The following is a 24989-nucleotide window of genomic DNA, read 5'->3' on the forward strand; positions in this document are numbered from 1 at the left end:
GAATTCGACTCCTTATCCAATCCTAATTTATCGTGAAGTCTCAGATAAATTCTTGAGTAAAAGGCACAAACGACTATGGTTATTATAGGGTCAGGTCAATAAGCCGTGGTTATGTCGTTTAAATCCTTGTCTGCTATCTTACTTGTCAGCATCATAATCCCTACTCTTTGGTTGTTTTCTGCCTTAAACACCTCTCCTAGCATAGACCTTAAACTACAAAATATCGAAGTCGAACTCAAAAATCTTAATAAACAATTGGGTTTACTTATAGACACCCCGCTTTCAGATAAAAGTGCGTGGAAATCTGCGCAAATGAGTCGAATTCATACGTTACAAAACATAAATCACAATCTTCATTTTTTAGAGACCCCCACTGAAGTTCAGACTCAATTGGACGAAGTATTAAAGTTCGAGTCTCAAACCGCGTTAGAACAAAGTTCGAATCGTGATCTGCTCGTTAAAGAGTATCTTTCTCTCAGCAATGTTTTTTGGCCCTGGCTCAATCAACACGCTATCTTCGCTGAACAATCTAAGTACCTACCTTTAACGTACTCGCTCACGGCGCTTGCAGGATCATTTGCGTTGTTCGCGCTGCTTTTGTATTTATTTTATTTAAAACCATTGCAACGCTTTCTCGTTCATATTAGTCAACAATCTAATGAAGATACGCTTATTGAAATTCCAGATTTTCATGCAAAAGAGCTCAAAACCATTGCGTCAGCAGTCAAACGAATGTTTTTTAATTCCACTCAACAAATTCAGCACTCGAAGTTACTCTCTGCACTTAATGAAAAACTGCGTTCGACTGAAAGTTTAGAAACTTACACTGACCTGTGCTTAGGTTACCTAGTAAAGCATATTGGACTGCCCGGAATTTCGATTTTGAATATCAGTGACAATCAACTCGATGTCATTGCACGACAAGGTAAAGTCCCTTTTGTGGATGCTGAAAACCCTTTATTTAAAGCAACCGTGAAGCAGGATAACTATCAAACGTACAGCCCAAGTAACCAATCGCTGAACATTATATTCGGCAATGAAACATTGAAGATTAAACTGCTTTATGGCTTCGCGTTAAAAAACACCGACAACGTGCTTTGTCTGCTTTATTTTCCAAGCTTGCGAATTCTTGAACAAGCTGAAATCAACTTGATTAAAGAAGTGGTGAAAGATTTAAGCGTCGCCATTGAGCGTGATGAAAACTCTACGCTTCGTCAAAACACTGAAAAAGCCTTAGCGCACCAACTTGAATTAACCCATTCGATGATTAATGCAATACCCAATCCCACATTTTACCGAGAAAAATCAGGACAATTTATTGGTGTAAATAAAGCGTTTTTAGACTTCTTCGACCAATTTGAAATGGATATCGTCGGATCAACACTCGATCAAGTTTACCCTCCACACGTCGCCAGTATGCTTGCTGAAAAACAAACTGAAATTTTGCAAAGCGGTCGTGAGATGCGTTATGAACTCAACCTATTGGATGGTTCAGGTTCTGCACGAGATATTATTGTATTCGAAGGTCCGTTTTTTGATGGCAATGGCGATATCCAAGGCATCGTCGGCATGTTCTTAGATGTGACTGAACGTAATCAACTGCAGCAAGAACTCATCGACGCAAAGATAGAGGCAGACAGACTGACAAAAGTGAAAAGTGAGTTTTTGGCCAATATGAGCCATGAGATCCGCACACCCATGAATGCTATTTTAGGAATGGCTCACCTCGCACTTAAAACTCAAATGTCCGATAAACAATATGGCTATGTCAGCAAAATTAATAATGCTGCAAAGCAATTGTTATCGCTGATTAATGACATTCTCGATTTCTCTAAAATTGAAGCTGGTAAACTCACCCTAGAACGAACACAGTTCGAACTCAAAAGAGTGATCGAAAATGTGTCTAGCATTACCGAAATTAGAGCAGATGAGAAAAACATTGATTTCCATATAAAACTTGATCCCGCATTACCTGACTATTACATCGGAGACCCTCTAAGACTAGGTCAGATCCTAATTAATTTAGCCGGCAATGCTGTGAAGTTTACCGACTCAGGCTCAGTAACCTTAAGCGTAAATTTAGAGAAACAAGACAATGAAATTACTTATGTTCGTTTCAGTGTCAAAGACACTGGGATAGGCATGAGTCAAGATCAGCAAAAAGCGCTGTTCCAATCTTTTTCTCAAGCGGACACCTCGATTTCTCGTAAATACGGTGGTACGGGACTTGGTTTGACTATCTCACAACAACTTGTGCGGTTGATGAATGGCGAAATATACGTAGAAAGTGAACTTAGCAAAGGCTCTGAGTTTTATTTCATCGTTGAGCTTCAGGCTGTGGATAAAACGGCAGAGCCAGTCCTTCCTGCAAGATTTACGCAACGTATAAACGCATTAGTCCTTGATGATAATGTGCAAGCACTTGCTATTACCCATGAGTTACTCGAATCCATGGGGTTATATGTATCGAGTACGACAGACGTGCAAGAAGCATCTAGAATACTTAATGAATCAAAGATCGATATCGCGTTTATTGATTGGAAAATGCGTGATGTCGACGGTATCGAGTTCATTAAAAACCAGCGACAAAAAAATCGTGACACGAAATATGTGCTCATTACGGCCTATGGAAGAGATCTGAATATTGAAGATAACGACAAGGCGGCCATAGACTGTATAGTGCTTAAGCCTGCAACACCATCTTATTTATATGATGCGGTTGTAAGCTGCACGGGTTTTGGAATTGCTAAGTCACCTGAACCACAAAACTTGATTGATAAATCGAAACTTTTTGAAGGTTTAACTATACTCGTTGCGGAAGATCAACCTATTAACCAAGAGATTGCTGTTGAAATCCTTAAACACTATGGTGCAAAAGTTGATGTAGCAAATAATGGTCGCGAGGCGATTGAAAAAGTAACCACTCAAACGTTTGATGTGGTTCTGATGGACATGCAAATGCCTGAAGTAGACGGATTAACCGCGACCCATGAAATTCGTAAAGTTTGGACACAAGAAAGCTTACCTATTTTAGCGATGACCGCAAATGCCATGCAAGAGGACGTTGATAAGTGCCTTGCTGCCGGTATGAATGGACATATTGCAAAGCCCATTGACTTGCAACAGTTAGAGTCATCCATTTTAAATTGCATTGGAAAATCGGCGGTAAATGAAACCACGGTAACAAAACCCGATACGTCTCCTCCTTCTCAAGAAGCACAGGAAGAAAAACAAATCGGTGAACTGGTCGGAATTAACATAAAAGAAGGTATCGACAGAGCCGCAGGCAATCCCCACATTTATTTTCAAATCCTTGAAAAGTTTCTGCGCCAGCAAAGCGAAGAACTAATTAATTTGCAACAGGCTCTTTCGATTGGCGATACCGACTTATCGAACCAATTGCTGCACGCAATAAAAGGGGCAAGTGCAAACCTGTCGATTCATTATCTTGCAGAGCAATGTAAGAAGCTCGAAAGAGAGGTTAAAGACCAAACAATACGCCTCGAAGACATCGATACACTTATTTCATACGTGCGCTCACAGCTTGAAGTGCTTAATGAAATGAAACGAGTAGACGTTATTAAACCTGCCATACAACCTACACTAAATACGAAAGCCCTTCTTGACGACCTTGAAACCGCATTGGCTGATTACAATACAGAAGCGCTTGACCTTGCTGAAGGGTTATCCACTATCACCACGATTGACCCAGATGAAATTGAACTTGTGAAGACCTTAATTACACGTTTCGAATTTGACGACGCTTTACAGAAGGTCAGAAATATAAATCAACGTTTACATTAAGGACTTAGGGCTGAAAATTCGATCTTGCTAATGCAGCTAGGTTTTATTTTTATGTTGAACAACATCGCTTTTTCGAGCAAAAATAGGCAGTTCTTTAATCAATTGTCTCACATCGAGAGTCAAATTGGACTAAATGAGAACAGGAACTCATATCAGCGCAAGTTCAAAAGGAATGAAATGAACATGAAAAGCTACTCTAAAGCCGCCACTTTTTCCCTAACACTACTTAGTATCTTTGGAGCTAGTGCATCAAGCCCCATGCGAATGATGCCGGAACAACTTGAATTCAATGTAAATGCAGAAATGGCGATGTTACGTGCAGATGGTACATTTGCTCAACTTGCTAAATGCAGCAACAAGTCGGAGGAAGTCATCGCGAACGGATATAAAGCATTACTGCCTAAATGTCTTACCGCCGACCCTGCGAGTATTCAATCGTGCTACTTCACTGGCATACAAAAAATTACGGGGTTAAGTAAAACGCAACTAGAGATCTGTGAAGAGGAACTAGGGCCAGACTCAAGTGAACAGATTGAACTTGTTGAACGCCAGCTTGAGGAGCTTAATCTTGAACAAGCTAAGCTTGAAAATAGTGATGAGCTGAGCGAAGAAGATCAACAAAGACTTGATTCGATTGCAACCCAAATAGATGAACTAAATGGGCAACTAGGGTCTCTTTATGATGCACAAGAATCAGAAAACGTCAGAGATCTCGAAATAATGAATGCGGAAATGCGCAAAATAAACAAAACACTCGAGCCATTAGAAAAACACGAAGTACATAACCTACCAACAGATCTGGAACAGCCTTGGACAGATAGTCCACCTACGTTTGCTCATTTGCCTGAAAACGTGCGTGAAGCAAAGCGGAGCCAGTGGGTTATCTGTTCACATATGACCACGGATGCAACTTTGGTAGCCGAAACTATTGGTTCAGTAAAACGTCAGCCTAGAGCATTTGCCGTTACCGACGAACAGAATCAACAACAGCTTCGGGCGCTTTATTCTGCATCTCATGGCACCTTTTTAGACCAAATTGACAACAAAATAATGGAAATAGGTTTAAAACAGTGGCAGCAAGCACACACCACGCTAGGCACGCACAATGTGGCCAAAATGGCGTGGGAATGGTGCCAAGCTCAACCAAGTATTCAATTTGTCAACCTTGATGACTCAAGACTGTAAATACTGGCTAAGCTGATTATGGTCGGAGCGTAGCGATTTCCACTGTAAGTGTCTGCGCTAACCATATGGCTTTTATGAAATAATCTCAATATTGAAAGTTAGTGAGATTTGCCTTGCCGTCAATTTGACGAGCAAGGCAAATCAATTGGCAGACTAGGTAGCAAACAAACTAAATCACACCGCTTTGCAATTGGCGCGCTTACCTTCCGCTTTTGCTTGCTCTAATAATGGGGAAACCTTTGGTAAAGCTTGTTTGAGTTTACTCATCCGATTTTCAGGCGCCGGGTGCGTAGACAAAAATTCAGGCTGGCGTTCACCCGCGTTTTTATTCATGTTCTCCCAAAGTAAAACAGCGCCATTGGGATCAAATCCTGCTTTTGCCATATATTCAAGACCAACAATATCTGCTTCACTTTCATGGCTACGACTAAACGGTAAAACAATGCCAAGTTGCGCACCAAGTCCTAGTGCTTGCATAATTTCACCACGGTATTGCACCTCCCCCATTTGCAAAGCGGCACTACCAATTTGTAAACCCGTTTGGACCAATGCTCCTTGAGACATACGTTCGTTTGCATGTTCAGCAATAACATGAGCTACTTCATGACCTATAACAGCTGCTAGCTGGTGCTGTGATCTTGCGACTTCGAGCAAACCGGTATGTACACCAATTTTACCACCAGGGAGTGCGAAAGCGTTGGCAGTTGGATCTTTAAACACTACAACTTCCCATTGCTGGTTTCGCAATTCATTTGGTAGTTCGTTTATGATTTTATTTGCTACACATTGGACGTACGTGTTTACCGTCGGTTCGTTTTCTATCGGCGTCGACTTTTTCAGTTCTTCAAAGCTTGCGTTGCCAAGTTCCGCCATTTGGGAGGAAGAATACAACGCAATTTGTGTGCGCCCTGTCGGCGATGTTTTACACCCACAAACCAAAACACCGATACACAAACCCAATACCCAATTTTTCATATACGTTCCCTTGTTCTCCAAAGAAAAAACCTGTCGGCTTAAGTTAAGACAACTTTCACAACTGTCCCCTCGAAAGGGTGCTTTTATGATTATAATGCCTTGAAATGACGAACGACTCAAATTACAAATAGGTGATTAAACCGTGAAATTCCTTTCAACCTATTTATTGCTGATGTTGTCGCTTATCGACGATATTTGTCATCGTTTCCTGTTAAACTAGTCGCCTCTCCTATTTCAAGACGAATTTTTAATGGCTCAAAAACGTTTGCTCCCACTGCTGGCCGCTGTGGTGGCAATAACACCACTCGCCATCGACATGTACCTCCCTGCCATGCTCACGATTGCCAACGAACTCAATACGAGCATGGAAAATGTGCAAATTTCCCTTAGTATTTACTTGGCAGGATACGCCCTTGGCATGCTTATCTTTGGACCTCTCGCAGATCAACATTCACGTCGTACACTAGCTCGTTTTGGTCTGGCTGGGTTTGCTATCAGTTCAGCGCTCCTTGCTATTGTCGATGATATTACTGTTTTTTGGGCATTGCGAGGTGTACAAGCATTTACAGGGGCTGCAGCTACGGTTGTGATCCCTGGCATCGTACGTCATTTGTATCAAGAACATACGGCAAAGGGCATGTCTTATGTTTCAATGATTATGATGATTGCGCCATTAGTAGCACCGACTGTTGGGGCCGCATTAATGGTGCAATGGCACTGGAGCGCGATTTTTTGGTGCTTATCGCTCTATGCCGTCATCACATTAGTATTAGTACAATTTAAACTGATTGATATTCCAAGAAAACCTTCGACTAAGCGTGGTTTGGCGCTCTTTATTGATAATTATAAAGAGGTACTTAGTGAAAAGAATGCGCGCTTTGATATCCTTACGTCTATGCTTGTTTCGTTTGGTTTCTTTTGTTTTTTAACCTCGGTTCCATTTATTTATCTTGAACATTTTGAGGTATCTGAAAAATGGTTCGGTGTTTTATTTGCGTTTAACGTTATTGCCTTAACACTGGGTAATTTTATCAATACACGCGTGGTGACGAGATTTGGTTCACGTAAAATGCTTTATATCAGCCTTGCTTTTGGTTTGTTTAGCGCCATTTGCTTGAACTTAGTCAGTTTCTTTGACTTAGGTCTATATCCTACAGCACTTACTATTGCACCAGTGATGATGGCATTGGGTGTCATTGCAAGTAACGCCGATGCACTGATTTTAATCGCGTTTGAACACAAATCTGGAACTGCAACTGCAGTCATTGGCACATTACGATTTGGTAGCGGAGCGCTTGTCGGCCCACTTCTTGCGTTTATTCAACCGCAAGATGCCCGTGCTTTTTCGCTTATGATGCTGAGCGCTTTGGTACTCACATTGGCGTGTCAATGGAAACAAAAAAGCACCCTTTAGGTGCTTTTTTACTGTATTTATCCAAGCGTTGCGCTAATTACTCAGCCGCTTTCGATACCATAACCATTGCTGGGCGCAGTAAACGACCGTTCAGTGTGTAACCTTTTTGCATTACCGCAAGGACTGTGTTTGGTGTTACATCGTTGCTAGGCTGCATTGCCATCGCCTGATGTAGTTCTGGATTAAACGTTTCGCCTTGAGGGTTAACAAGCTCAACACCAAATTTTGCAACCGCATCAGTGAAGCTTTTCAGAGTCATTTCGATACCTTCAAGCACAGGCTTCAATGTCTCATTTTCTTTATCTGAAAATTCAATAGCGCGCTCTAGATTATCAAGCACCGGTAACAGTTCATTTGCAAACTTCTCAAGTGCAAATTTCTGTGCTTTTTCAACATCCTGTGCAGCGCGACGACGCATATTTTCAACGTCTGCAGCAGCACGAAGAACGCTGTCTTGTTGATCTTTAATTGTTTGCTTCGCTGCTTCTAACTCAGCATACAAACCAGCAATTTCTTCTTCTGGGCTTAGCTCAACCTGTTCTGTTTGTGGCTCTTGACCTTCAGTTGATTCTAAAACTTCTTCTACAACATCTTTTTGCTGTTCTGTATTTGTCTGTTCAGACATGGGAAACTTCTCCAATTCTAACAATTGCCGTAATTATGGGGATGGATTTTTGGGTTTCAACCCCAATTTCACCAATTGCACCAAATTCTGTAATTAAAGATTCAATCGCCGTCATTCTCGGCGCAATAATACAAAAACGGCTTTGATACTCTAAATTCGCGAAATATGGCACGCTGAGTACAATACAATCTTTAAATTCGCTATAAGGTAGATCATGCGGAAGAAGCACAGAGACACCATTCTTAAACGCTAATCTGTCTTCAATCCAATGCAATAGATTCACCCCAATTTGCAATTCCTTTGTCAGCTCTAATTGATTGTAGAGATGACGTTCACCCACTACGATACTGTTGTCGCTACCTAATTGCTGCGCAAGTACACGAGTCCACTGCGCCAGTAAGAGCTTACATTGTGCTGGTGCCGTGTTTGCCATAGCACGCATTCGATGCAACCCCTCCATGAGACTTTGCTGGCTAAATACGGTGTTTAACCACGTTGCAAACTGATAGCGTAGTAGATCGGAGTTTTGATCGGGTTTATTTATACAAATATTATTTGATTGACCCGAACGGTCTATTAGAAGGACCAGCCACGTGTCTGCATCAAAATCAAGAATCTCAACGCGAAAAACCGTTTGACTGCTCACTTGGGGTAATCCCACGCAACAGCACACTTTGTACTTTTGCGACAACGTGTGCGCGAACTCGACAAGCTGAGACTGCTCCGGTTGCCAATATTGCCCTAGTTCACCTAATTCAAAAAATTGCTCAAACCAGAACTTGAAACCATCTTCTGTCGGGACTCGTCCGGCGGACGTATGCGGAGAATACAACAGCCCCGCCTTTTCAAGACGCGCCATTGCATTTCGAACCGTTGCTGAACAAACGGCCATGCCGGTCTGCTTCACCAATTTTGATGAAGCTACGGGGATGCCATGGCCATCACAGTAGAGGCTCATGACTGCCGAAAAGACAAGCTGATCACGTGGACTAATATTCATATTCTAGTTATTTGGGCACGTTTTTAATTTTCAAGAGACACCAATTTCGGTTACGCTTACAACAATCACATTAGGATAATGGAACATCATGACATCCCCTTTCAAAACGATAGGACTTATCGGTAAACCAAACCATGATGGTGCGGCGATGACATTACACCGCCTTTATACCTTTTTGCAAGCATTAGGGTTTGGGGTTTTAGTCGAGGAACGTGTCGGACAGCAAATAGATTATATCGACAACAATTGTCTGCGGGGTCTCGTTGAGCTTGGTGAACAAGCAGATCTGGCCATTGTTGTTGGTGGCGATGGTAATATGCTCGGTGCGGCTCGCGTGCTATCACGTTTTGATGTGGCAGTAATTGGTGTAAACCGAGGTAACCTTGGCTTTTTAACTGATTTGAATCCTGATGGTTTTGAAGCAAGCCTCGAACAGGTATTAAGAGGCGAATTCATTGAAGAATCACGTTTTTTATTAGAAGTAGAAGTTTACCGACATGCAGAGCTTAAAAGTGCAAACGCTGCCGTAAATGAAGCGGTGCTGCATGCAGATAAAGTCGCTCATATGATCGAATTTGAAGCATTCATTGATGATGACTTTGTCTTTTCACAACGCTCTGACGGCCTCATTGTATGCACACCTACTGGCTCTACCGCCTATTCGCTATCTGGTGGAGGGCCAATTTTAACCCCTGAATTGAATGCAATGGCCATGGTACCAATGTTTCCACACACGTTATCTAGTCGTCCTCTGGTCGTTGATGCGGATAAATCCATTCGCTTGAAATTAAGTTTAGAAAATTCGGCAAGTTTGCAAGTTAGTTGCGACAGCCATGTCGTCCTCGCACTCCTTCCTGGTGACGAAGTTGTTGTACGAAAAGCAGACAGAAAGTTACGACTTATTCACCCTAAATCATATTCTTATTACAATGTGTTACGACAAAAGTTGAATTGGGGCAGCCGACTCTTTTAATCAGTTGCGAGCCATTCGCTTTTAGCGCAAAATAGCTTGTAATTTTTGTAGTATTTATAGGTACTTTTACCGTATGACCATGCTTGTGCTTGTGACGCTCATTTTGCTCATTGTGCTATTAGCCGTTTACGTTGTAATAGAAAACAATCGTCGCAAAGCCCGCGAGGCCGAAAAAAGAGCATACAACGAACGCGTGAAAGAAATTAACGCGCATTTTAAATTAAAGCTCGCTGAATTTGTTGAAGCTAAAATCGTTCGACCTAAATATGTGCCTAAGTTGCAATCGATTACCAACAACTTCTTCGTGGTTCAACATCACACTGAAGAAAATTTACATCAGCTTGAACGCGTAGCAGACCTTTTTGTTAATACCGTTGGTCGTGAACTTCAAAAATGCTATGTAACCAAAAATATCGATGCGTTAGAGACACAAATGCAATATTTTGTCGCCGAGCTGCCCAGTGCTGGTATTGCCTACAACAAAGCCTTTTATCATGAAATTTTGCCCGCCCTGATTGTGCTGTTACAAACACCAGATCAACCAGACGGGATTACCGAAGAAGAATCCGTCCTAGAAGACGAAGCGCAAATACAAGACAAGCAAGACGATGAACCTGAGTTCATCGCACCAAAAACCAAAGCACAAGAGCTTTCAAATTACTAAAAGGCCCATTCGGGCCTTTTTCTTTATTCGACTTTAATAGCTTCATTCAAAATTCATTTGCTAATTTCATTTTTACTGTATAAATTATCAGTATATAACTGGATGGATAAACAGTATGTTGATGAGTCTTGAAATTAGTAATTATGCAATCGTCAGTGACCTTGTGATCGACTGGAATAAAGGCATGACTTCAATTACAGGGGAAACCGGCGCAGGTAAGTCCATCGCCATTGATGCGCTTTCGTTATGTCTTGGCGAACGAGCAGATGCCCACTCTATACGACCTGGGTGTGACAAAGCAGAGATAGCAGCTTGCTTTGATGTGTCGTTACTTCCACGTGCACAAAACTATTTAAAAGAACATCTTCTGGAAAGTGACGACGAGGAATGTATTTTACGTCGCGTGATAAGCAAAAATGGCCGCAGCAAAAACTACATCAATGGCGCATCCGTTACAGCGGCACAACTTAAAGAGCTTGGCCAACTGCTGGTTGCAATTCACGGCCAACATGCACATCAATTATTACTAAAGAATGATCATCAATTAGAGTTGCTCGATGCCTACGCTGGTCACGAACAACTGATGAAAGCGGTTAAGCATCAATATCAACAAGTTCAGGCAATCACCAAAGAAATCGCCATTTTACAGGAGGAGCAAGCTCAACTCTCGGCTCAAAAACAGTTGCTAGAATACCAAGTGGCGGAACTAGATGAGTTTGCACTGGGTGAAAATGAATTTGAAGAAATTGAAAATGAGCATAGTAAATTAAGCCACAGCCAAACAATTCAAGAAAGTTGTCAGCGAGAATTGCAGGCCTTGTATGAATCTGACGACCTCACTGTGCTCAGCCTTCTGCAACATGCAACGAGTCAGTTTCATGAACTTTCAACCTACGATCCTTCATTAGAGGCTATCGCCTCTATGTTGCAAGATGCGTCCGTTCAAGTTGAAGAAGCGAGTCGCGAAATTCGACGTTATAGTAATAACCTAGAACAAGACCCAGAACGGCTAGAAGAGCTCGACTCTCGATTAGCAAAAGCAATGGATTTAGCTCGAAAGCATCAGGTTCGACCAGAAGCGCTGTATGAACTTCATAGCGCGTTAGCAACTCAACTAAATGGTTTAACAGCAAACTCAGAACGCCTTCAATTACTCGAAATTGAATTGCAAAAAGCTAAAGAGATTTACTTTGATGAAGCTGATGCATTAAGTACAAGCCGCAAAGCTGCCTCAGAAGCATTAAATTGCTTAATCACCCAAAGCATGGCTGGACTATCAATGGCCAACGGCAAGTTTGCTATTGCGCTAGGCCGAAAGGTCAATAACAAGCCTAGCGCGAATGGAATGGATGAAATCGAATTTTTGGTTTGTACTAATCCGGGACAACCAATGCAAGCTCTAGCTAAAGTCGCATCCGGTGGTGAACTTTCTCGAATCAGTTTAGCAATTCAGGTTATTATCGCACAGAAAGTGACCACGCCCACATTGATTTTTGATGAAGTAGACGTTGGTATTTCAGGCCCTACTGCCGCTGCGGTAGGAAAGTTACTACGACAGCTCGGTACGTCCACCCAAGTTATCTGCGTGACCCACCTACCCCAAGTCGCGAGTTGCGGACACAATCAATTTTATGTATCTAAACAAAGCGATGGCGCAACTACGCATACCTCGATGCAAATTTTGGATGAGCATGGTCGTGTTAATGAAATCGCACGCTTGCTTGGTGGGGATGTAATAAGTGAGACAACCAAGGCCAGTGCAAAAGAGTTATTATCGTTTCACTGATTCTAGCTCCTAAAATCATGCTTAATTGTGTGCGAGGTTAAACCCTCGCATGCGATTCGAGCGATAGTAGGAATAAGAAACAACGTCGAAATCACCACTCTTTATTTCACGATATATTGCCGTTGTTTAGGTTAAATTTACTGTTAAAAGCATTTCTTAAAATCGTTTGAAATTAGAATAACCTACCTAATGACTTTTCGTTTTGCTATTTATGTAATCCGTAATAGAAAACAACACACCGGAAATTACGAAAGTAAGATGTATTCCTACTTTCCAGCCTAACTGAGTATTAGTCAAATCTTGCGAACTAATAAATACTTTCAGTAGTTCTACGGCCGAAATAGCCACTATCGCGCTGATTAACTTAATTTTTAATCCAGAAAACCCAACTTTGCCCATCCAGGCAGGACGATCTTCGTGATCATCAATGTCCAGCTTTGAAACAAAGTTCTCATAGCCACTGAAAATGATAATTAACAGTAGTCCGGCAAGTAACGCCGTATCAACTAACGTGAGTATTCCTACAAGTAAATGATTACCACTCTCTGAGAAAGCAGAAAGTGTCATTACGTACAGTTGTTTAAAAAATTTTATAAGTAATAAGACTACGGCAAACATCAAACCTAGAAAGAATGGAGCCAGTAACCAACGCCCCTTAAACAAAGTTCTTTCAAGTAGTTGTTCCAGATTTTGTGCTGTATTTTTCTCTGAGCTCATGACCGTTCAAATCAGAAATGTTTATGTTGAGTATGATAATAGAATTCTCTCCTGACGAAAAAATTAATTCGTTATCTTAATCATTATTTTTGAGCTAAAAATAGCGCGTCTAATTAATCACTAGGATACAAAGACATGACAAAATTATTTCGCATTGCAGGTGTTTTCGCGTTAGTGTTCACAGGCAATGTATTAGCAGCGGATGATGCAAAAGAGCAAGCCCCTGCTGAAATGGTTGCTGAACTTACGCAAATGTGTACAGATTGGGCGAAAGACGACAACGTAGAAGCTGGCGCACTGAAAAAGTTTGTATTGGATTGCGTAAACGAAGAATTACTAAGTAACGGCTACCAAGCGGTTACAGATGTAGAAATCAAGTAATTACAATCAGAAATAATTAAAAGGCCCAAATGGGCCTTTTCTGTTTTAAGTGTAAGCACGTGTTCAAACCAGAGCTTAGTGTGGACCGCCATATCCGGCAATAGACGCACTTCTTCAGCTATTTACTAACGAATTATCTCAATGCCACGTTTACAAATACGGCTGTCATCAGCACAGGGCACACGTACTTCACATACAAAGCAAAATAGTAGATGTTTCCATGGCATTCGAGCGCGAGCTGATTGCCTCGTCTCCACATCCAACCTACGGTAATGAAGTAGAATAACCCCATAAGTGGTAATTGGTACTGTGTAAACACGGTGATCACAAGCCCAAACAACCAATCAAAATTTAAAATAATGATGATTGAAGCAAGTAATACTGTTGCTGAAACTGCCCACGTCGCGGCTCTACGCGTGACACCATGATTCTCAACCAAAAACGAAACCGGAATTTCAGTGGAGGAAATCGTTGAAGTAACCGATGCAATGGACATTAAAACAAAGAAGCACAGTGCAACGAAAACACCAATCTCTCCCATGGTATTAAACAACTCGGGAAGCACAGCGAAAATTAAACGCCCTTCCCCGATTAACTTGCCATCTTGGAATACCTGAACACCGTGCTGCTGAGCAACAAAAATAGCGGGAATAATTAGCAAACCGGCTAAAAATGCCACCGCGGTATCAAGCATAGCCACACTCAGCGTTAGCTTAGGTAAATTTTCATTTGGCTTTAAATAAGAGCCATAAATCATCATGCACCCAACACCCAGCGACAACGAGAAGAAAGCCTGCCCCATCGCTGCGATGATAAGGTCTGGGTCCGTTACTTTGCTAAAATCGGGCTTAAGGTAAGTTTCAAAACCTTCTTTTGCACCAGGTAATGTCGCGATATATGCAATGAGCGCGACCAGTAAAATAAGTAACATCGGCATCAATCGACGTGACCACTTTTCAATACCCGATTTAACCCCTTTAAATATAATGCTTGCTGTCAACAACACCATCAAAGGCGTAAACACAAAATTTCGTGCCATACTGTCTTCAGTTAAAAACCGACTTACATCACTCAGCCCAAGAAACGTGGTAACTGGTTCAAGTGCATGGGATAACATCCAGCCTGCCACAATACTGTAGAAGCTGAGCATGACAATGGCGCCAAATAGGCCGATATACCCTGCTAGTGCACCTACTTTGGGCTGTTTTTCACTCCATGCGAGGCTTAGTGCTTTAACTGGGTTAGATTGGGCTTGGTGTCCTATATACAGTTCGGTGTATAGCGCAGGCAATGCCAACAAAAACACAACGATAAAGTACACGAGTAAAAATGCACCACCACCGTGGTTGGCAGCTTGAGTGGGGAATCCCCAAATGTTACCAAGCCCTACGGCTGCACCAGCGGCTGCTAATACGAAACCGAGTCGACTTTGAAATCCATCGCGCAAAGAGGCCATACTACATTCAGTTTTGTTATTGTTTTGGGCGTTCGATTATACTGAGTTAGCACTAAAAAGCGACTTTTTAGGCCGAGTATTTTAAGGAAATGGACGTCTAAACTAGGTCAAGTTATGCATCGATAAGTTAAACAAAACAGATGTCTTATTGAAATTGAAACACGAATACGCAGAACCCCATAAACCTCGATAGCTTAGCTCACCGTAAGCAGTTGAATATATTAATTAATCAATTAATTGATGACTGGTTTAAGTTCAAGGTTATTTGACTCGAAGCGAGCTGCAATAATTGATCCACAACTCGCTTCTTATCTCTGCACTATTAAGCCACTTCTAACAAATGTTCATGGATAGCTTGAACTACAGAATCAGATTGATTCTGCTCTACTAAGAAACATAAGTTATGTTTGCTCGCCCCATGGCAGATTAAACGAATGTTAAAGTCAGACAATACACGCATGAGGTTACTATCATCGTGACGAAGTTGAATTTCAGAACCAATCAGTGCCACAAGTGTTAGGTTGTTTTCAACCGTTACTTGGCAAAACTGAGAAAGTTCGTCTAAACAAGCTTGCTCAAGTTCCGGACGGCTTGCATTAGGGGCATTATCGAGAGTCAACGCCACACTAATTTCAGATGTAGTAACTAAATCAACAGAAATGTTGTAACTGCTTAAGATGCCAAAAACGCGTGCTAAAAAACCACTCGCTAGCAACATTTCTGGGCTCTTGAGCGTTAGTAATAGTTGATTTTTACGCTGTGTTACAGCACGGATCCCTGGCTCGTTTCGTTTTTCTTTTTCAATCCACGTTCCACCTGCATGTGGTTCACGACTCGAACCAACGAACACGGAAATACCTGCTCGGCTTGCAGGCAAAATGGTCGCCGGATGCAACACTTTCGCACCAAACGTTGCCATTTCCGCCGCCTCGTCAAAACTTAGACGAGCTATCGGCGTTGCTTTGGCACACAAACGAGGATCGGTAGAGAAGATGCCCACAACGTCAGTCCAAATGTGAACGCTCACCGCACTAATCGCTTCAGCAAGTAGCGCCGCGCTGTAATCTGAACCGCCGCGTCCAAGCGTGGTTGTTTGCCCAAAACTATCTGAACCGATGAAACCCTGAGTAACAACAACATGCTCTTCCAAGATAGGCAACAGCAACTCGGTTGCGGCTTCACGTGTCGCTAGTATGTCAGGTACCGCTTTACCGAAACTTGAGTTGGTTTTAAGTACCTTTCTCACGTCAAAACGCTCCGCTTTCACACCAAGTTGGCGAAGTACCTGAGTAAACAAAAATGAAGATAGACGCTCACCAAAACTTAGCATCTCATCGCACTGTTGTTTACTCAACGCATGCAAACTAGCAAGTTGTTTAAATTCATTGAGAGTTTGCTCAAACCCTTGTGCTAAATCCGCATCTAAGCTGAGTTTCGCTAGAATGTTGTCTTGAATTGCGATGACCGCATCAACCCACTGCTGACGATCAGATTCACTATGACCCGCCTGAGTTAGGTTCACTAAATGATTTGTAACGCCAGCGCTTGCGCTCACGGCAACAACGCGTACGTTGTTATCATCTTGGATAATTTGGGCGCAGCGTAACATTGCATCAAAATCGGCAACACTTGTACCGCCAAATTTGGCAACTACAATATTAGAATTCATGGTCTCTCCTTTAGACTACGCCATATATTTTGAGGCTTTAGTCATAAAATACAAGGAGAACTTGGCAAGAAGGTGACTCGTCGAAGGAAGAAATTAACCATTGCCAGAAGCTCTCCACCAGTGAGTTGGTGACAGTCCTGAGGATTCAGCCCCAAAGACCGAGAAAAGACCACGACGAATCAGCCTTTACTCTCGGCAATGCTCTCCCTCGTTAGTGTTCGTAGAGTATCGTCCTCTCCCACTAACTACCTAGGCATTGCACCTCTTCTGTGTTTAACACCTTACGTGCTAAACGTGCTCCACCGCAGTGGAGCGAGTGAAAATTATCGTTTAGCCGTCTAGGTGTCAAGTTATTTTTAAATAAATTGACCCGCAAAAAACGCGCCTGTATAGCCAATCGTATAGGCAATCAACAGATAACCAGACATACGCAAATAGCTCATAAAGGTTAAGTCCTTCACTTTACTCATTGCTATAATACCAGCTGCGGAACCAATGATAAGCATTGATCCCCCCACCCCAGTTGCATAGGTGAAGGCTAACCAGTTTTGCTCGGTCATCGCAATGTCTGCTTTAAGCAACGCCGCAGTCAACGGAACGTTGTCAATAGTTGCAGAGAGTAAACCCATTAGGTAATTAGCATATTCAGGTGGCATAAGCTCGTATAAATGCGTAAACATATGTAAAACACCGACTTCTTTGAGCGCTCCAACGAGTAATAATACACCAACGAAAAAAAGTAACGTGTCGTATTCAATTTCACGAATGTAATCAATGATTTTCTTGTTTACGTCTTTTTTGCGCATTAAAAATTGCGCTACTAAGAACATAAGAGACAAGCCAAACAAGAAAGTAAGTAATGGCGGTACGTGGTACAAAACACTCAATACAAGTGTCGCCAAGATAGTCGAAAAGAAAATAACCGCGATGGTAATGTCCGTTTTTTCAATTCGGCGTAAATCTGATTTTTCAAACACAACCGGTTCTTTCATGCCGATAGAAAGCATGGTTGCTAAGACTAAAACGGCAAATAACGACGGTAGTACCAATAATAGCAGATCAGGGATCGTCACCTTATCTGCCAAGAAAATCATGAGTGTAGTTACGTCACCTGTAATCAACGATACGCCCCCCGAATTCACCGCAAATACAATCAATGTGGCATACTTGATGAGCTTTTTCGGGTCGAGTTTCAGTGACATGATTACCGCAAGCGAAATCAACGTTGCCGTAATGTTGTCGGAAATAGATGAAAACAAGAATGCAGCCGCTCCCACCACAAACATCAAACGACGTTCACTAATTTGTGCTGGCATCACTCGATGAACAATATTTTGGATAAACCCTTTGGAGTTTAGATAGGCAACAAAAGTCATCGCTGCCATTAAAAACAACCATAAAGTGGCTATCTCTAGAATGTTGTGATCTAACTGTTCTTGTACAATTTCTGGGCTTTCGCCATGAAAAGGGGAAATAAAAGCGATAATCCAACACAAAGTACCAAAAAAAGGGTTGTTTTGGCCTTGTTTACGTGGATGATATCCTCTATAACGATCAGCAAAAATGCGATTGCGACTAGGGTTAAGATTATGGGCGTGACCATAGTTCGTAAACAACCTGTATAATAAAGTAAAAAATTTGAGGGGTAACGTAATTCGCCGCGCAGTCTAGCATTTAGTGACAAGCGATGTCATGTACCTATGACTTATTTGTCAGTTTTTTTACACTCTCGCAAAAGAATTAAATTGCCTACTGGAAAACCATGATCCCAGCTAAAAAGATATTAAATACTATAAACGAACATTGGTCGACGCTAGAGCTACTTTTTAAACGCTTTAAGTACACAGACTTTAGTCTAAAAGATGTACAAAACGTATTAAAACAAAAGAACCCAAATTGGCAAAGTGAACGATTATTTAAAGAAGCAAATCGACTGTTAAATCAAGAGATTGTTATCCCCCTTGCTAAGTCGTCACAACTTGAGCTCAATCGCGCTATTGCGGATTTTATGGGTTATTTGTTGCAAGAAGAAAGTTTAGGGCTTGCAGAAGAAATTACCGTTTTAGTAAAAGATTTGGAGCGTCTGGGATTCAGACTCGCCGATGCAGGTCAAGTTGGCGACCATGGCGAACTTCGTCGTTTTAGTCGCATTATGGACGAACGCGTTCGGAAAATAGTCAAGCTGTATCAACACAATGAAAATGCAATCATGAACATTGTTGAACAAGCAAAAGCTGACCAATCCAATGTCTCTTTAAAAAAGCGTTACCAAGCTGTGCTTGAAGCGTTTGATGAGTACATCGAACCGATGCTCGAAATGGTCGATATTCACGGTGAATTTCAACGTTGTTTTAGTCTTATAGAACATCAAATCAGCGAGCAAATTATTACGCTCGATCACGTTGGTCGAGGCCCTGAAGATAAACGAATGCTTGAGCAATTGCGTACGCGTATCCTCGACATGCATTTAATTGGACGCGAAAGTTTGCGCCAAAGTGCGGACATGTTACTTCCGCTTCGCGAAGAGTTACGCCGAAATACCTTAATCACTCGTCAAGCTTCTAAAGTGCTTTCACTGGTTCGAAAGCGCGGCGTGGACTTTGTATTGACTGCAACACAGCCCAATTTCGTAAGTGATGTACAACGTTTTTCGCTTGGTCAACAACGTCACATTGTATCTTATATGGCTGGACTTTCCGAGTTCGAAGATGAAGCTTACCAACTGCCGGATGAACTGGATGTACCAGCGTATGTGAGTCCAAATATCCCTGATTACTTGGATGTGAGAAAAGCGTTACGTGGTTTTAGCGGCAAGAAAACACAGCTTCTTGGTTTTTTGAGTAGCAGTTACCCTGATTTAGAAGCAGACGAAATGTTATTCCTTTATCAAAGGATTATCAGTGATTCTGAGTTTGCGCTATCTCAAGAGGACCTAAAACAGACAATCGCGATTGGCGAACATCAATTTGCACTCTATCCATTCAGTGCGAACGCAAAAGAAGATTAATAGTTATGACAACAATCAACCTATCTGAGCTTACTGAATTACAAGCCATCTACAAGAAGTTGGCAGGTGGCTACCACATTAGCGAGCAAGACACGACACTTTGGCAACAATTGGATCAACAATTCGATTCCTATGAAGCGCTCTTTTTTGGTTTAGGCCAAGAAATTAAACGAGATAGCCGTGGTTTCTTTTATTTTGCAGCGGATGAAAGCACGCCTAACATGGGTAAAACGTCCCGCAGCTTCGCCCTCACCTTATTTGTGTTAATCGAGCATTTTGCAAACCAAGGTAAAGATCCTCTCAGAGCGCTGTTTGACGAAACCATCGATTTGGAATTGATGCAAACCATCGTGCAACTTAATAAGCATCTGTTTGACCAGCTCGAATTATTCTCTGGCTCAGAATTGCGAAAAGACGTCTACGGACGAATGGTGCGTTTTGGTTTAGCACGCGAAGTAGAAAATGGATATCAACATTTGGCGCCGATTTATCGTTACATCGATGCGCTGATGGAAGTAAATGACAACCAATATGAAGACGTAGAGGACGAAGAATCATTATGAGCATGATGTATGGACTCAATAAACTCGCTCTGCTTAACACTGCAGGTTATGCGAAATGCGTGATCCCTCTCGATAAAAGCAGCTCAATCTGCGCGCCTAATAATACGGGAAAAAGTTCGGTAATTAATGCTTTGCAGTTTCCGCTTATTAATGACCTTCGATTAACGGAATGGGATGGCCATGATTTAGAAGAAACTCGTAAGTTCTATTTTTCCACCGATCAATCCTACATACTTCTTGAAGCGCAATTGCCACATGGCGATGTTGTTATCGGTGTTGCAGGTCTTGGCAAAGTAGCTGGCTATGCGCACCAATTTTTCTGCTATAACGGCAAACTTGATTTGGCGGACTACACTGAAAATAAAACCATCGTCAAATATACTAAACTGTTTAACCACCTAGAAAGTAAAGGATTCAAGCCAGTAGAGCTAAAAGCGCAAGAGCTCAATGCTCTACTCACTGGCGCTGCGACGCAATTTGATGGTGAATTGAACCTCAAGATGATCCCGCTAAATAACGTACAAGACGCAGGGGTCTACAAAGAGATTTTCCGACGGATCCTAAACCTACACAAACTAGGTGCTCAAGACGTTAAACGCTTTATGTTGCGTGTATTTGAACGTCATATGTCCAACTCTAAAGTCGATTTCTATGACGTTTGGCGCCGTGCATTTGATAAAGTAAATCAAGCTCGTCGAGAATTAAATGCGCTTGAAACGATGAGCGAAGCCATCGCTTCGCTTGAAACGATGATAGACACGGAAGCTGATCTTAAGGGCAAGCTTGCGGCATATGCACCAAAACTTGATAAAGCGTTAGTCGAATTCGATGAGTATGTTGAGCAACATTGTGATGAACTAAAATCGAAGTTGGCTGATATTGAAGAGGAACGTCATGATTTTGAGGCCAAACAACAGCTTTATTTGCAACAGTCACGAGATATCGCTCGTAAACAAACGCAAATTGAACAATGGTTTTTAGACTTCAATGCATTAAAAAGTGAATTCGAGTTAACGCATCACGCAACATTAAAAACTAACCTCTCTCTTCTAAAAAAGAATATGAAAGCCTATCGTTTTCCATCAACAGCGCACAAGGTCAAAGCCTTCATACATTAGACTTTCGAATTTCTGAAACACAAAAGCAGATCAAGAGTCTCAAGTTGCAATTGAAAAACCTTGAGTACAACCTATTTACGCGCATGCGTGAAGACTTGTCGCTAAAAGAAGTTGAGGAACTATCTCGCTTGTTCAACCCAGATTTGTTGTCCTTTGCAACGACCTCTCAAGGTGAGGTCGAGATTTTTGACGAAGAAGCATTTGGCGAATTTCTATCATTGCTTTCCAAATCAATTATCGGACAGGAACTGCATCTGCCTGGCGCAACGATTAAAATTAAAAAGCTTGCACCAGTGCAAATGCAAAGTGGTGAAAACAAAGAGCAGCTTAAGGCGCGTTTGGACGCATTGCAAAATTCGTTACTTGAACTCGAAAAACAACGTGAAGTTGCCGCTAACGTGGCCGAGAAGCAGCATGAACGAGACACCCTGTACGACGAGCTCATGGCGCTAGAAAGTGCGATGAAGCGCTTCGACCAATATGAAACAATGCTTCAGTCTCATGAAGCACAAAGCGTTCTTCAAGCGCAACTGGACGCTGAGCGCGAGCAAGTAGACAGCTATTTGCAAGACGTGCAACGCAATGCAGGCTCCATTTCGGATAGACGAGCAATAATTCAAAGCAAAATAGATTTAATTTTGCGCCAAGCAGAACGATTACGTCAGGTAAAAACAGAACGTATAGACCACACGTTGGATTTATACAGTGGCAAGTCTACTAGTTACCCGATTGAAATTAATTTGGATTTCGACAATCTAGCCGATGTACTTCACCAATTTAATCGTTGGTGTCACGAATTTAGAAGTTTAGACATCAATGTCAAAAACACCTATTTGCATATCTATAATGCAGGGATCACAAAATTCGATAATGAGCCAGACCCGCAAATTAAGTATCAACGACTCATTGCAGCATACCACAACATTGACAATGAACGTGATGCCGTTGGCAAACATGCTCGCGTGGCATTAACTGAAGTTGCTTCAACCATCAAAGGTCTTCGAGACGACCTAGAACGTCTGCGCCGCGAGATGAATGCGTTCAACAAAGGGATCAGTTTACACCGTATATCTAACTTAAAAGCGTTTAAAATTAACGTGATACCTAGAAAATTGTTAATCGATGCCATTGATACGATTATTAGTACTTCGGATTTATATGAGCAAGGTGAAAGTTTTGACCTCCTTTCAAGCCAACCACATAGCGAACGTGAGATTAATGAAGCAAAAGATCTTCTCATTAAGTTTGCAAGTGAAAAAGCAGGCTTAACACTGACGGACTTATTTGATATTCGTTTTGAAGTGACAAATCGAGCGGGTGAAACTGAATTCTTTGAGAAAATCGATTCAGCGGGATCAAACGGCACTCGCATTACGATTAAATTGTTGTGTGGCATGCTCTTTATCCGACACTTGCTGTCGGATCAAGAACAAGCTCGATACCGTATTCCAATTTATATCGATGAAGCCGCAGATATCGATCCTCAAAACCAAAAAGCCATCATCGAAACGGCACTAAGCTTTGGCTTTGTACCTATATTTGCATCAGTTAAACCTCAGATCAGCTGTAACTATATTGTACCAATTCGTGCAATCAATGGTGGAAGCCAAAACTGGGTTGACGAAAAAGACTGGATAGAAGTGGAACATTCACTGTAAATTAAGGGTCGTAATACCAGTATAAGAAATGGGCATGGTTATACGTGCCCTAAATAAGGAGTATGACTATGAGACACGTTTTCGCATTTTTGTTAGTCGCAATGTTAGCGGGTTGTGCCCAGACGACAGATTGGGATTACGATAAAACGGCACAATTTGCGTTATTCAAAACCTACGCATTTGCACCAACGGCGAAATTGCCCGACTCAAGCACCGCCTATCAAGTCAACGGTCTAATGGACAAGCGTTTGCGTGACGCAATTTCCATTGAAATGTCGAAACAGGGATTTTCACTCACCGACCCTACTAGTGCTGATGTTTTAGTGAACTATCATGTCAATGTAGACAAAAAAGTCACGCAAGACACTATCAATACGACTTACGCAGCGCATTGGAATTATTGGGGTTGGGGTGTTCAATCACAAACCACCACTCACGAGTATGAAGTCGGTACAGTGGTTATTGATATTGTAAACAATGGCACGCAGCAGCTTGTATGGCGAGGTGTAAAAGAAGGTCGTCTCAAGAAAAAGCAGACTCCAGAAGCGCGTACTGAAACGGTTAATCAAACCGTAGCTGAAATTCTTGCAAACTTCCCACCAAAAGCGAAATTATAATTCGTTCGCGCGAGGTAAATGCCCTATCTCGCGCTTTTTTCCCCAATATTTAGACATGGTGTAAATAAATTACCCATCTGGCAATGCTTTGTTACAAACTAATCGCTACTGTAAACACCTCGAAATAACATTTGGCGTATCCTTCATTCATAGACTGCAAAATCCGTTTTGCGAATCGTATTTTAATTTTTGAAGGAAGAATACCGTGGCAAGTCGTAAACAAATCCTACTACCCATTGTAGTAACCGTCGCAGGTGTTGCTATGGCCGCTGGTTTCGCTGCAATGAAAGCTCCACCACCAGAAAAAGTTGAACAGGTGATCCACCCTCTTGTTGAAGCCTCTACCCTTAACTACGAACCGATGACCTTAGATGTTGGTTCATATGGGGTTGTAAAACCGAAATACCATACTCAACTAGTTGCGCAAGTGTCTGGCCAAATTGTCGATTTGTCCGACCAATTCGTGAAAGGTGGTTTCGTTAAAGAAGGTCAAATCCTTGCGCGTATTGATCCCAACGATTATGAAGCGGCACTTATTGAAGCAGAGGCAAGCCTTGCCCAAGCAAGTTCGGCGCTTGAAATTGAGCGCGCACAAGCACAAGTTGCTCAAGCGGAATGGACTCGAATCAAGAATGATGCAACAGAAACAATTCCATCAGAATTATATTTACGCAAACCGCAGTTGGCAGAAAAGTTAGCTAGATACAAAGCCTCTCAAGCGAGTGTTAAACGTGCGAAACGTAACCTTGAGCGAACGTATATAAAAGCGCCATACGATGCGATTGTTGAGTCACGCGACATCAGCTTAGGTTCGGTACTCAACATTGGTAATTCTCTTGGTAACTTAAACTCTACGTCCATTGCCGAAATCCGCTTACCTGTTGCTGATAAAGATCTCCGTCATTTAGAAAAACTAGGGGTGGATGCAGAGGTCACTCTAAGTGCAAAAGTCGCAGATCAAACACAATCATGGACTGGCACAATTGTTAGAAGTGAAGGTGTCATTGACGAACGTAGCCGCATGAGTTACCTCGTGGCTCAGGTCGAGCAACCTTATGCGAATGTCGCCCAACCTCTTCGTTTTGGAACGTATCTAACAGCACAAATCAAAGGCAAAGAAGTAGAAAATGCCATCGCTGTTCCACAACACTTAGTTCGTAACGGTCAAGTCAGTATTTTAAATGAAGACCTAACACTGAGTTTTAAACCCGTGCACGTTATTCGAGAGTACAACGGTATGGCGATTATTGACGCAGGAATCGACAATGGGGCGAAGCTTATCACTTCCGCGCTTGAGTATCCAAGCGAAGGTATGCAGTTGCGTACCGACAGCCTAATTGAAACAAACACGCAATTAGCATTGAAAGAGGAATAATT

At 42.0% G+C, this 24989-nt stretch carries 17 protein-coding genes, 2 pseudogenes and 1 riboswitch; of the genes and pseudogenes, 12 read left to right on the forward strand and 7 right to left on the reverse strand.

What is annotated here, in order from left to right; translation table 11 throughout:
- The first annotated feature begins 111 nt into the window (after window positions 1–111).
- A complete protein-coding gene (locus NI389_RS02190) occupies window positions 112–3804 on the forward strand; it encodes a PAS domain-containing hybrid sensor histidine kinase/response regulator (RefSeq protein ID WP_308361387.1) in 3693 nt (1230 codons plus the stop codon).
- A gap of 183 nt (window positions 3805–3987) precedes the next feature.
- Complete coding sequence (locus tag NI389_RS02195; protein WP_308361388.1) at window positions 3988–4989, forward strand: hypothetical protein; 1002 nt, start codon at window positions 3988–3990, stop codon at window positions 4987–4989.
- A gap of 174 nt (window positions 4990–5163) precedes the next feature.
- Here the strand turns inward: NI389_RS02195 and NI389_RS02200 are convergent, their stop codons facing one another.
- Window positions 5164–5964 carry a M48 family metallopeptidase gene (locus tag NI389_RS02200; protein ID WP_308361389.1) on the reverse strand — a complete coding sequence of 267 codons (801 nt, stop codon included), beginning with the start codon at window positions 5962–5964 and terminating at the stop codon, window positions 5164–5166.
- Window positions 5965–6214: 250 nt separating this feature from the next.
- Between NI389_RS02200 and NI389_RS02205 the strand changes: the two genes are divergently transcribed.
- Window positions 6215–7378, forward strand: coding sequence for a Bcr/CflA family multidrug efflux MFS transporter (locus NI389_RS02205; RefSeq protein ID WP_308361390.1), 1164 nt, complete (start codon window positions 6215–6217; stop codon window positions 7376–7378).
- Window positions 7379–7415: 37 nt separating this feature from the next.
- Here the strand turns inward: NI389_RS02205 and grpE are convergent, their stop codons facing one another.
- Complete coding sequence (grpE, locus tag NI389_RS02210) at window positions 7416–8003, reverse strand: nucleotide exchange factor GrpE (RefSeq protein WP_308361391.1); 588 nt, start codon at window positions 8001–8003, stop codon at window positions 7416–7418.
- Window positions 7996–9003 (reverse strand): HrcA family transcriptional regulator, encoded by a 1008-nt coding sequence (locus NI389_RS02215; RefSeq protein ID WP_308361392.1) that lies wholly within the window; start codon window positions 9001–9003, stop codon window positions 7996–7998. Before NI389_RS02215 ends, grpE begins: the two co-directional genes overlap by 8 nt.
- Before the next feature lie 88 nt (window positions 9004–9091).
- Here NI389_RS02215 and nadK point away from each other — a divergent pair, with 88 nt between their 5' ends.
- The 3 genes from nadK (at window position 9092) to recN (ending at window position 12426) form a co-directional block, all read left to right on the forward strand.
- Window positions 9092–9976, forward strand: a complete 885-nt coding sequence (gene nadK / locus NI389_RS02220; RefSeq protein WP_308361393.1) for an NAD(+) kinase — start codon at window positions 9092–9094, stop codon at window positions 9974–9976.
- A 73-nt stretch (window positions 9977–10049) separates the two neighbouring features.
- On the forward strand, window positions 10050–10640 hold the full coding sequence (locus tag NI389_RS02225) for a hypothetical protein (RefSeq protein WP_308361394.1): 591 nt from the start codon (window positions 10050–10052) through the stop codon (window positions 10638–10640).
- Between the two features lie 115 nt (window positions 10641–10755).
- Window positions 10756–12426: a DNA repair protein RecN gene (gene recN, locus NI389_RS02230; RefSeq protein WP_308361395.1), complete on the forward strand. Its 1671-nt coding sequence runs from the start codon at window positions 10756–10758 to the stop codon at window positions 12424–12426.
- 186 nt (window positions 12427–12612) lie between these two features.
- On the opposite strand, the gene NI389_RS02235 is transcribed toward recN, so the two are convergent.
- Window positions 12613–13143, reverse strand: a complete 531-nt coding sequence (locus NI389_RS02235; protein WP_308361396.1) for a TIGR00645 family protein — start codon at window positions 13141–13143, stop codon at window positions 12613–12615.
- A gap of 135 nt (window positions 13144–13278) precedes the next feature.
- Here NI389_RS02235 and NI389_RS02240 point away from each other — a divergent pair, with 135 nt between their 5' ends.
- Window positions 13279–13524 (forward strand): hypothetical protein, encoded by a 246-nt coding sequence (locus NI389_RS02240; RefSeq protein WP_308361397.1) that lies wholly within the window; start codon window positions 13279–13281, stop codon window positions 13522–13524.
- A gap of 133 nt (window positions 13525–13657) precedes the next feature.
- On the opposite strand, the gene NI389_RS02245 is transcribed toward NI389_RS02240, so the two are convergent.
- The 3 genes and pseudogenes from NI389_RS02245 to nhaD form a co-directional block, all read right to left on the reverse strand.
- Window positions 13658–14980: a sodium-dependent transporter gene (locus tag NI389_RS02245; RefSeq protein ID WP_308361398.1), complete on the reverse strand. Its 1323-nt coding sequence runs from the start codon at window positions 14978–14980 to the stop codon at window positions 13658–13660.
- A gap of 322 nt (window positions 14981–15302) precedes the next feature.
- Window positions 15303–16649: a lysine-sensitive aspartokinase 3 gene (lysC, locus tag NI389_RS02250; protein WP_308361399.1), complete on the reverse strand. Its 1347-nt coding sequence runs from the start codon at window positions 16647–16649 to the stop codon at window positions 15303–15305.
- A 99-nt stretch (window positions 16650–16748) separates the two neighbouring features.
- A riboswitch (Lysine riboswitch) is annotated at window positions 16749–16924 on the reverse strand.
- An 81-nt stretch (window positions 16925–17005) separates the two neighbouring features.
- Window positions 17006–18252, reverse strand: a pseudogene (nhaD, locus tag NI389_RS02255) (sodium:proton antiporter NhaD).
- Between the two features lie 159 nt (window positions 18253–18411).
- Between nhaD and NI389_RS02260 the strand changes: the two are divergent.
- From NI389_RS02260 to NI389_RS02280, 5 genes and pseudogenes are all read left to right on the forward strand, one after another.
- Window positions 18412–19656, forward strand: coding sequence for a hypothetical protein (locus NI389_RS02260; protein ID WP_308361400.1), 1245 nt, complete (start codon window positions 18412–18414; stop codon window positions 19654–19656).
- A 5-nt stretch (window positions 19657–19661) separates the two neighbouring features.
- Complete coding sequence (locus NI389_RS02265; RefSeq protein ID WP_308361401.1) at window positions 19662–20219, forward strand: condensin complex protein MksE; 558 nt, start codon at window positions 19662–19664, stop codon at window positions 20217–20219.
- A pseudogene (locus tag NI389_RS02270) lies at window positions 20216–22995 on the forward strand (ATPase). The gene NI389_RS02265 and the pseudogene NI389_RS02270 overlap by 4 nt, the downstream one beginning before the upstream one ends.
- Window positions 22996–23063: 68 nt before the next feature.
- Entirely contained in the window at window positions 23064–23612 is a 549-nt protein-coding gene (locus NI389_RS02275; RefSeq protein WP_308361402.1) for a DUF4136 domain-containing protein, read from the forward strand.
- A gap of 205 nt (window positions 23613–23817) precedes the next feature.
- Window positions 23818–24987, forward strand: coding sequence for an efflux RND transporter periplasmic adaptor subunit (locus tag NI389_RS02280; RefSeq protein WP_308361403.1), 1170 nt, complete (start codon window positions 23818–23820; stop codon window positions 24985–24987).
- The last annotated feature ends 2 nt before the right edge of the window (window positions 24988–24989 follow it).

This window comes from Pseudoalteromonas xiamenensis (assembly GCF_030994125.1).
Classification (GTDB): domain Bacteria; phylum Pseudomonadota; class Gammaproteobacteria; order Enterobacterales; family Alteromonadaceae; genus Pseudoalteromonas; species Pseudoalteromonas xiamenensis_B.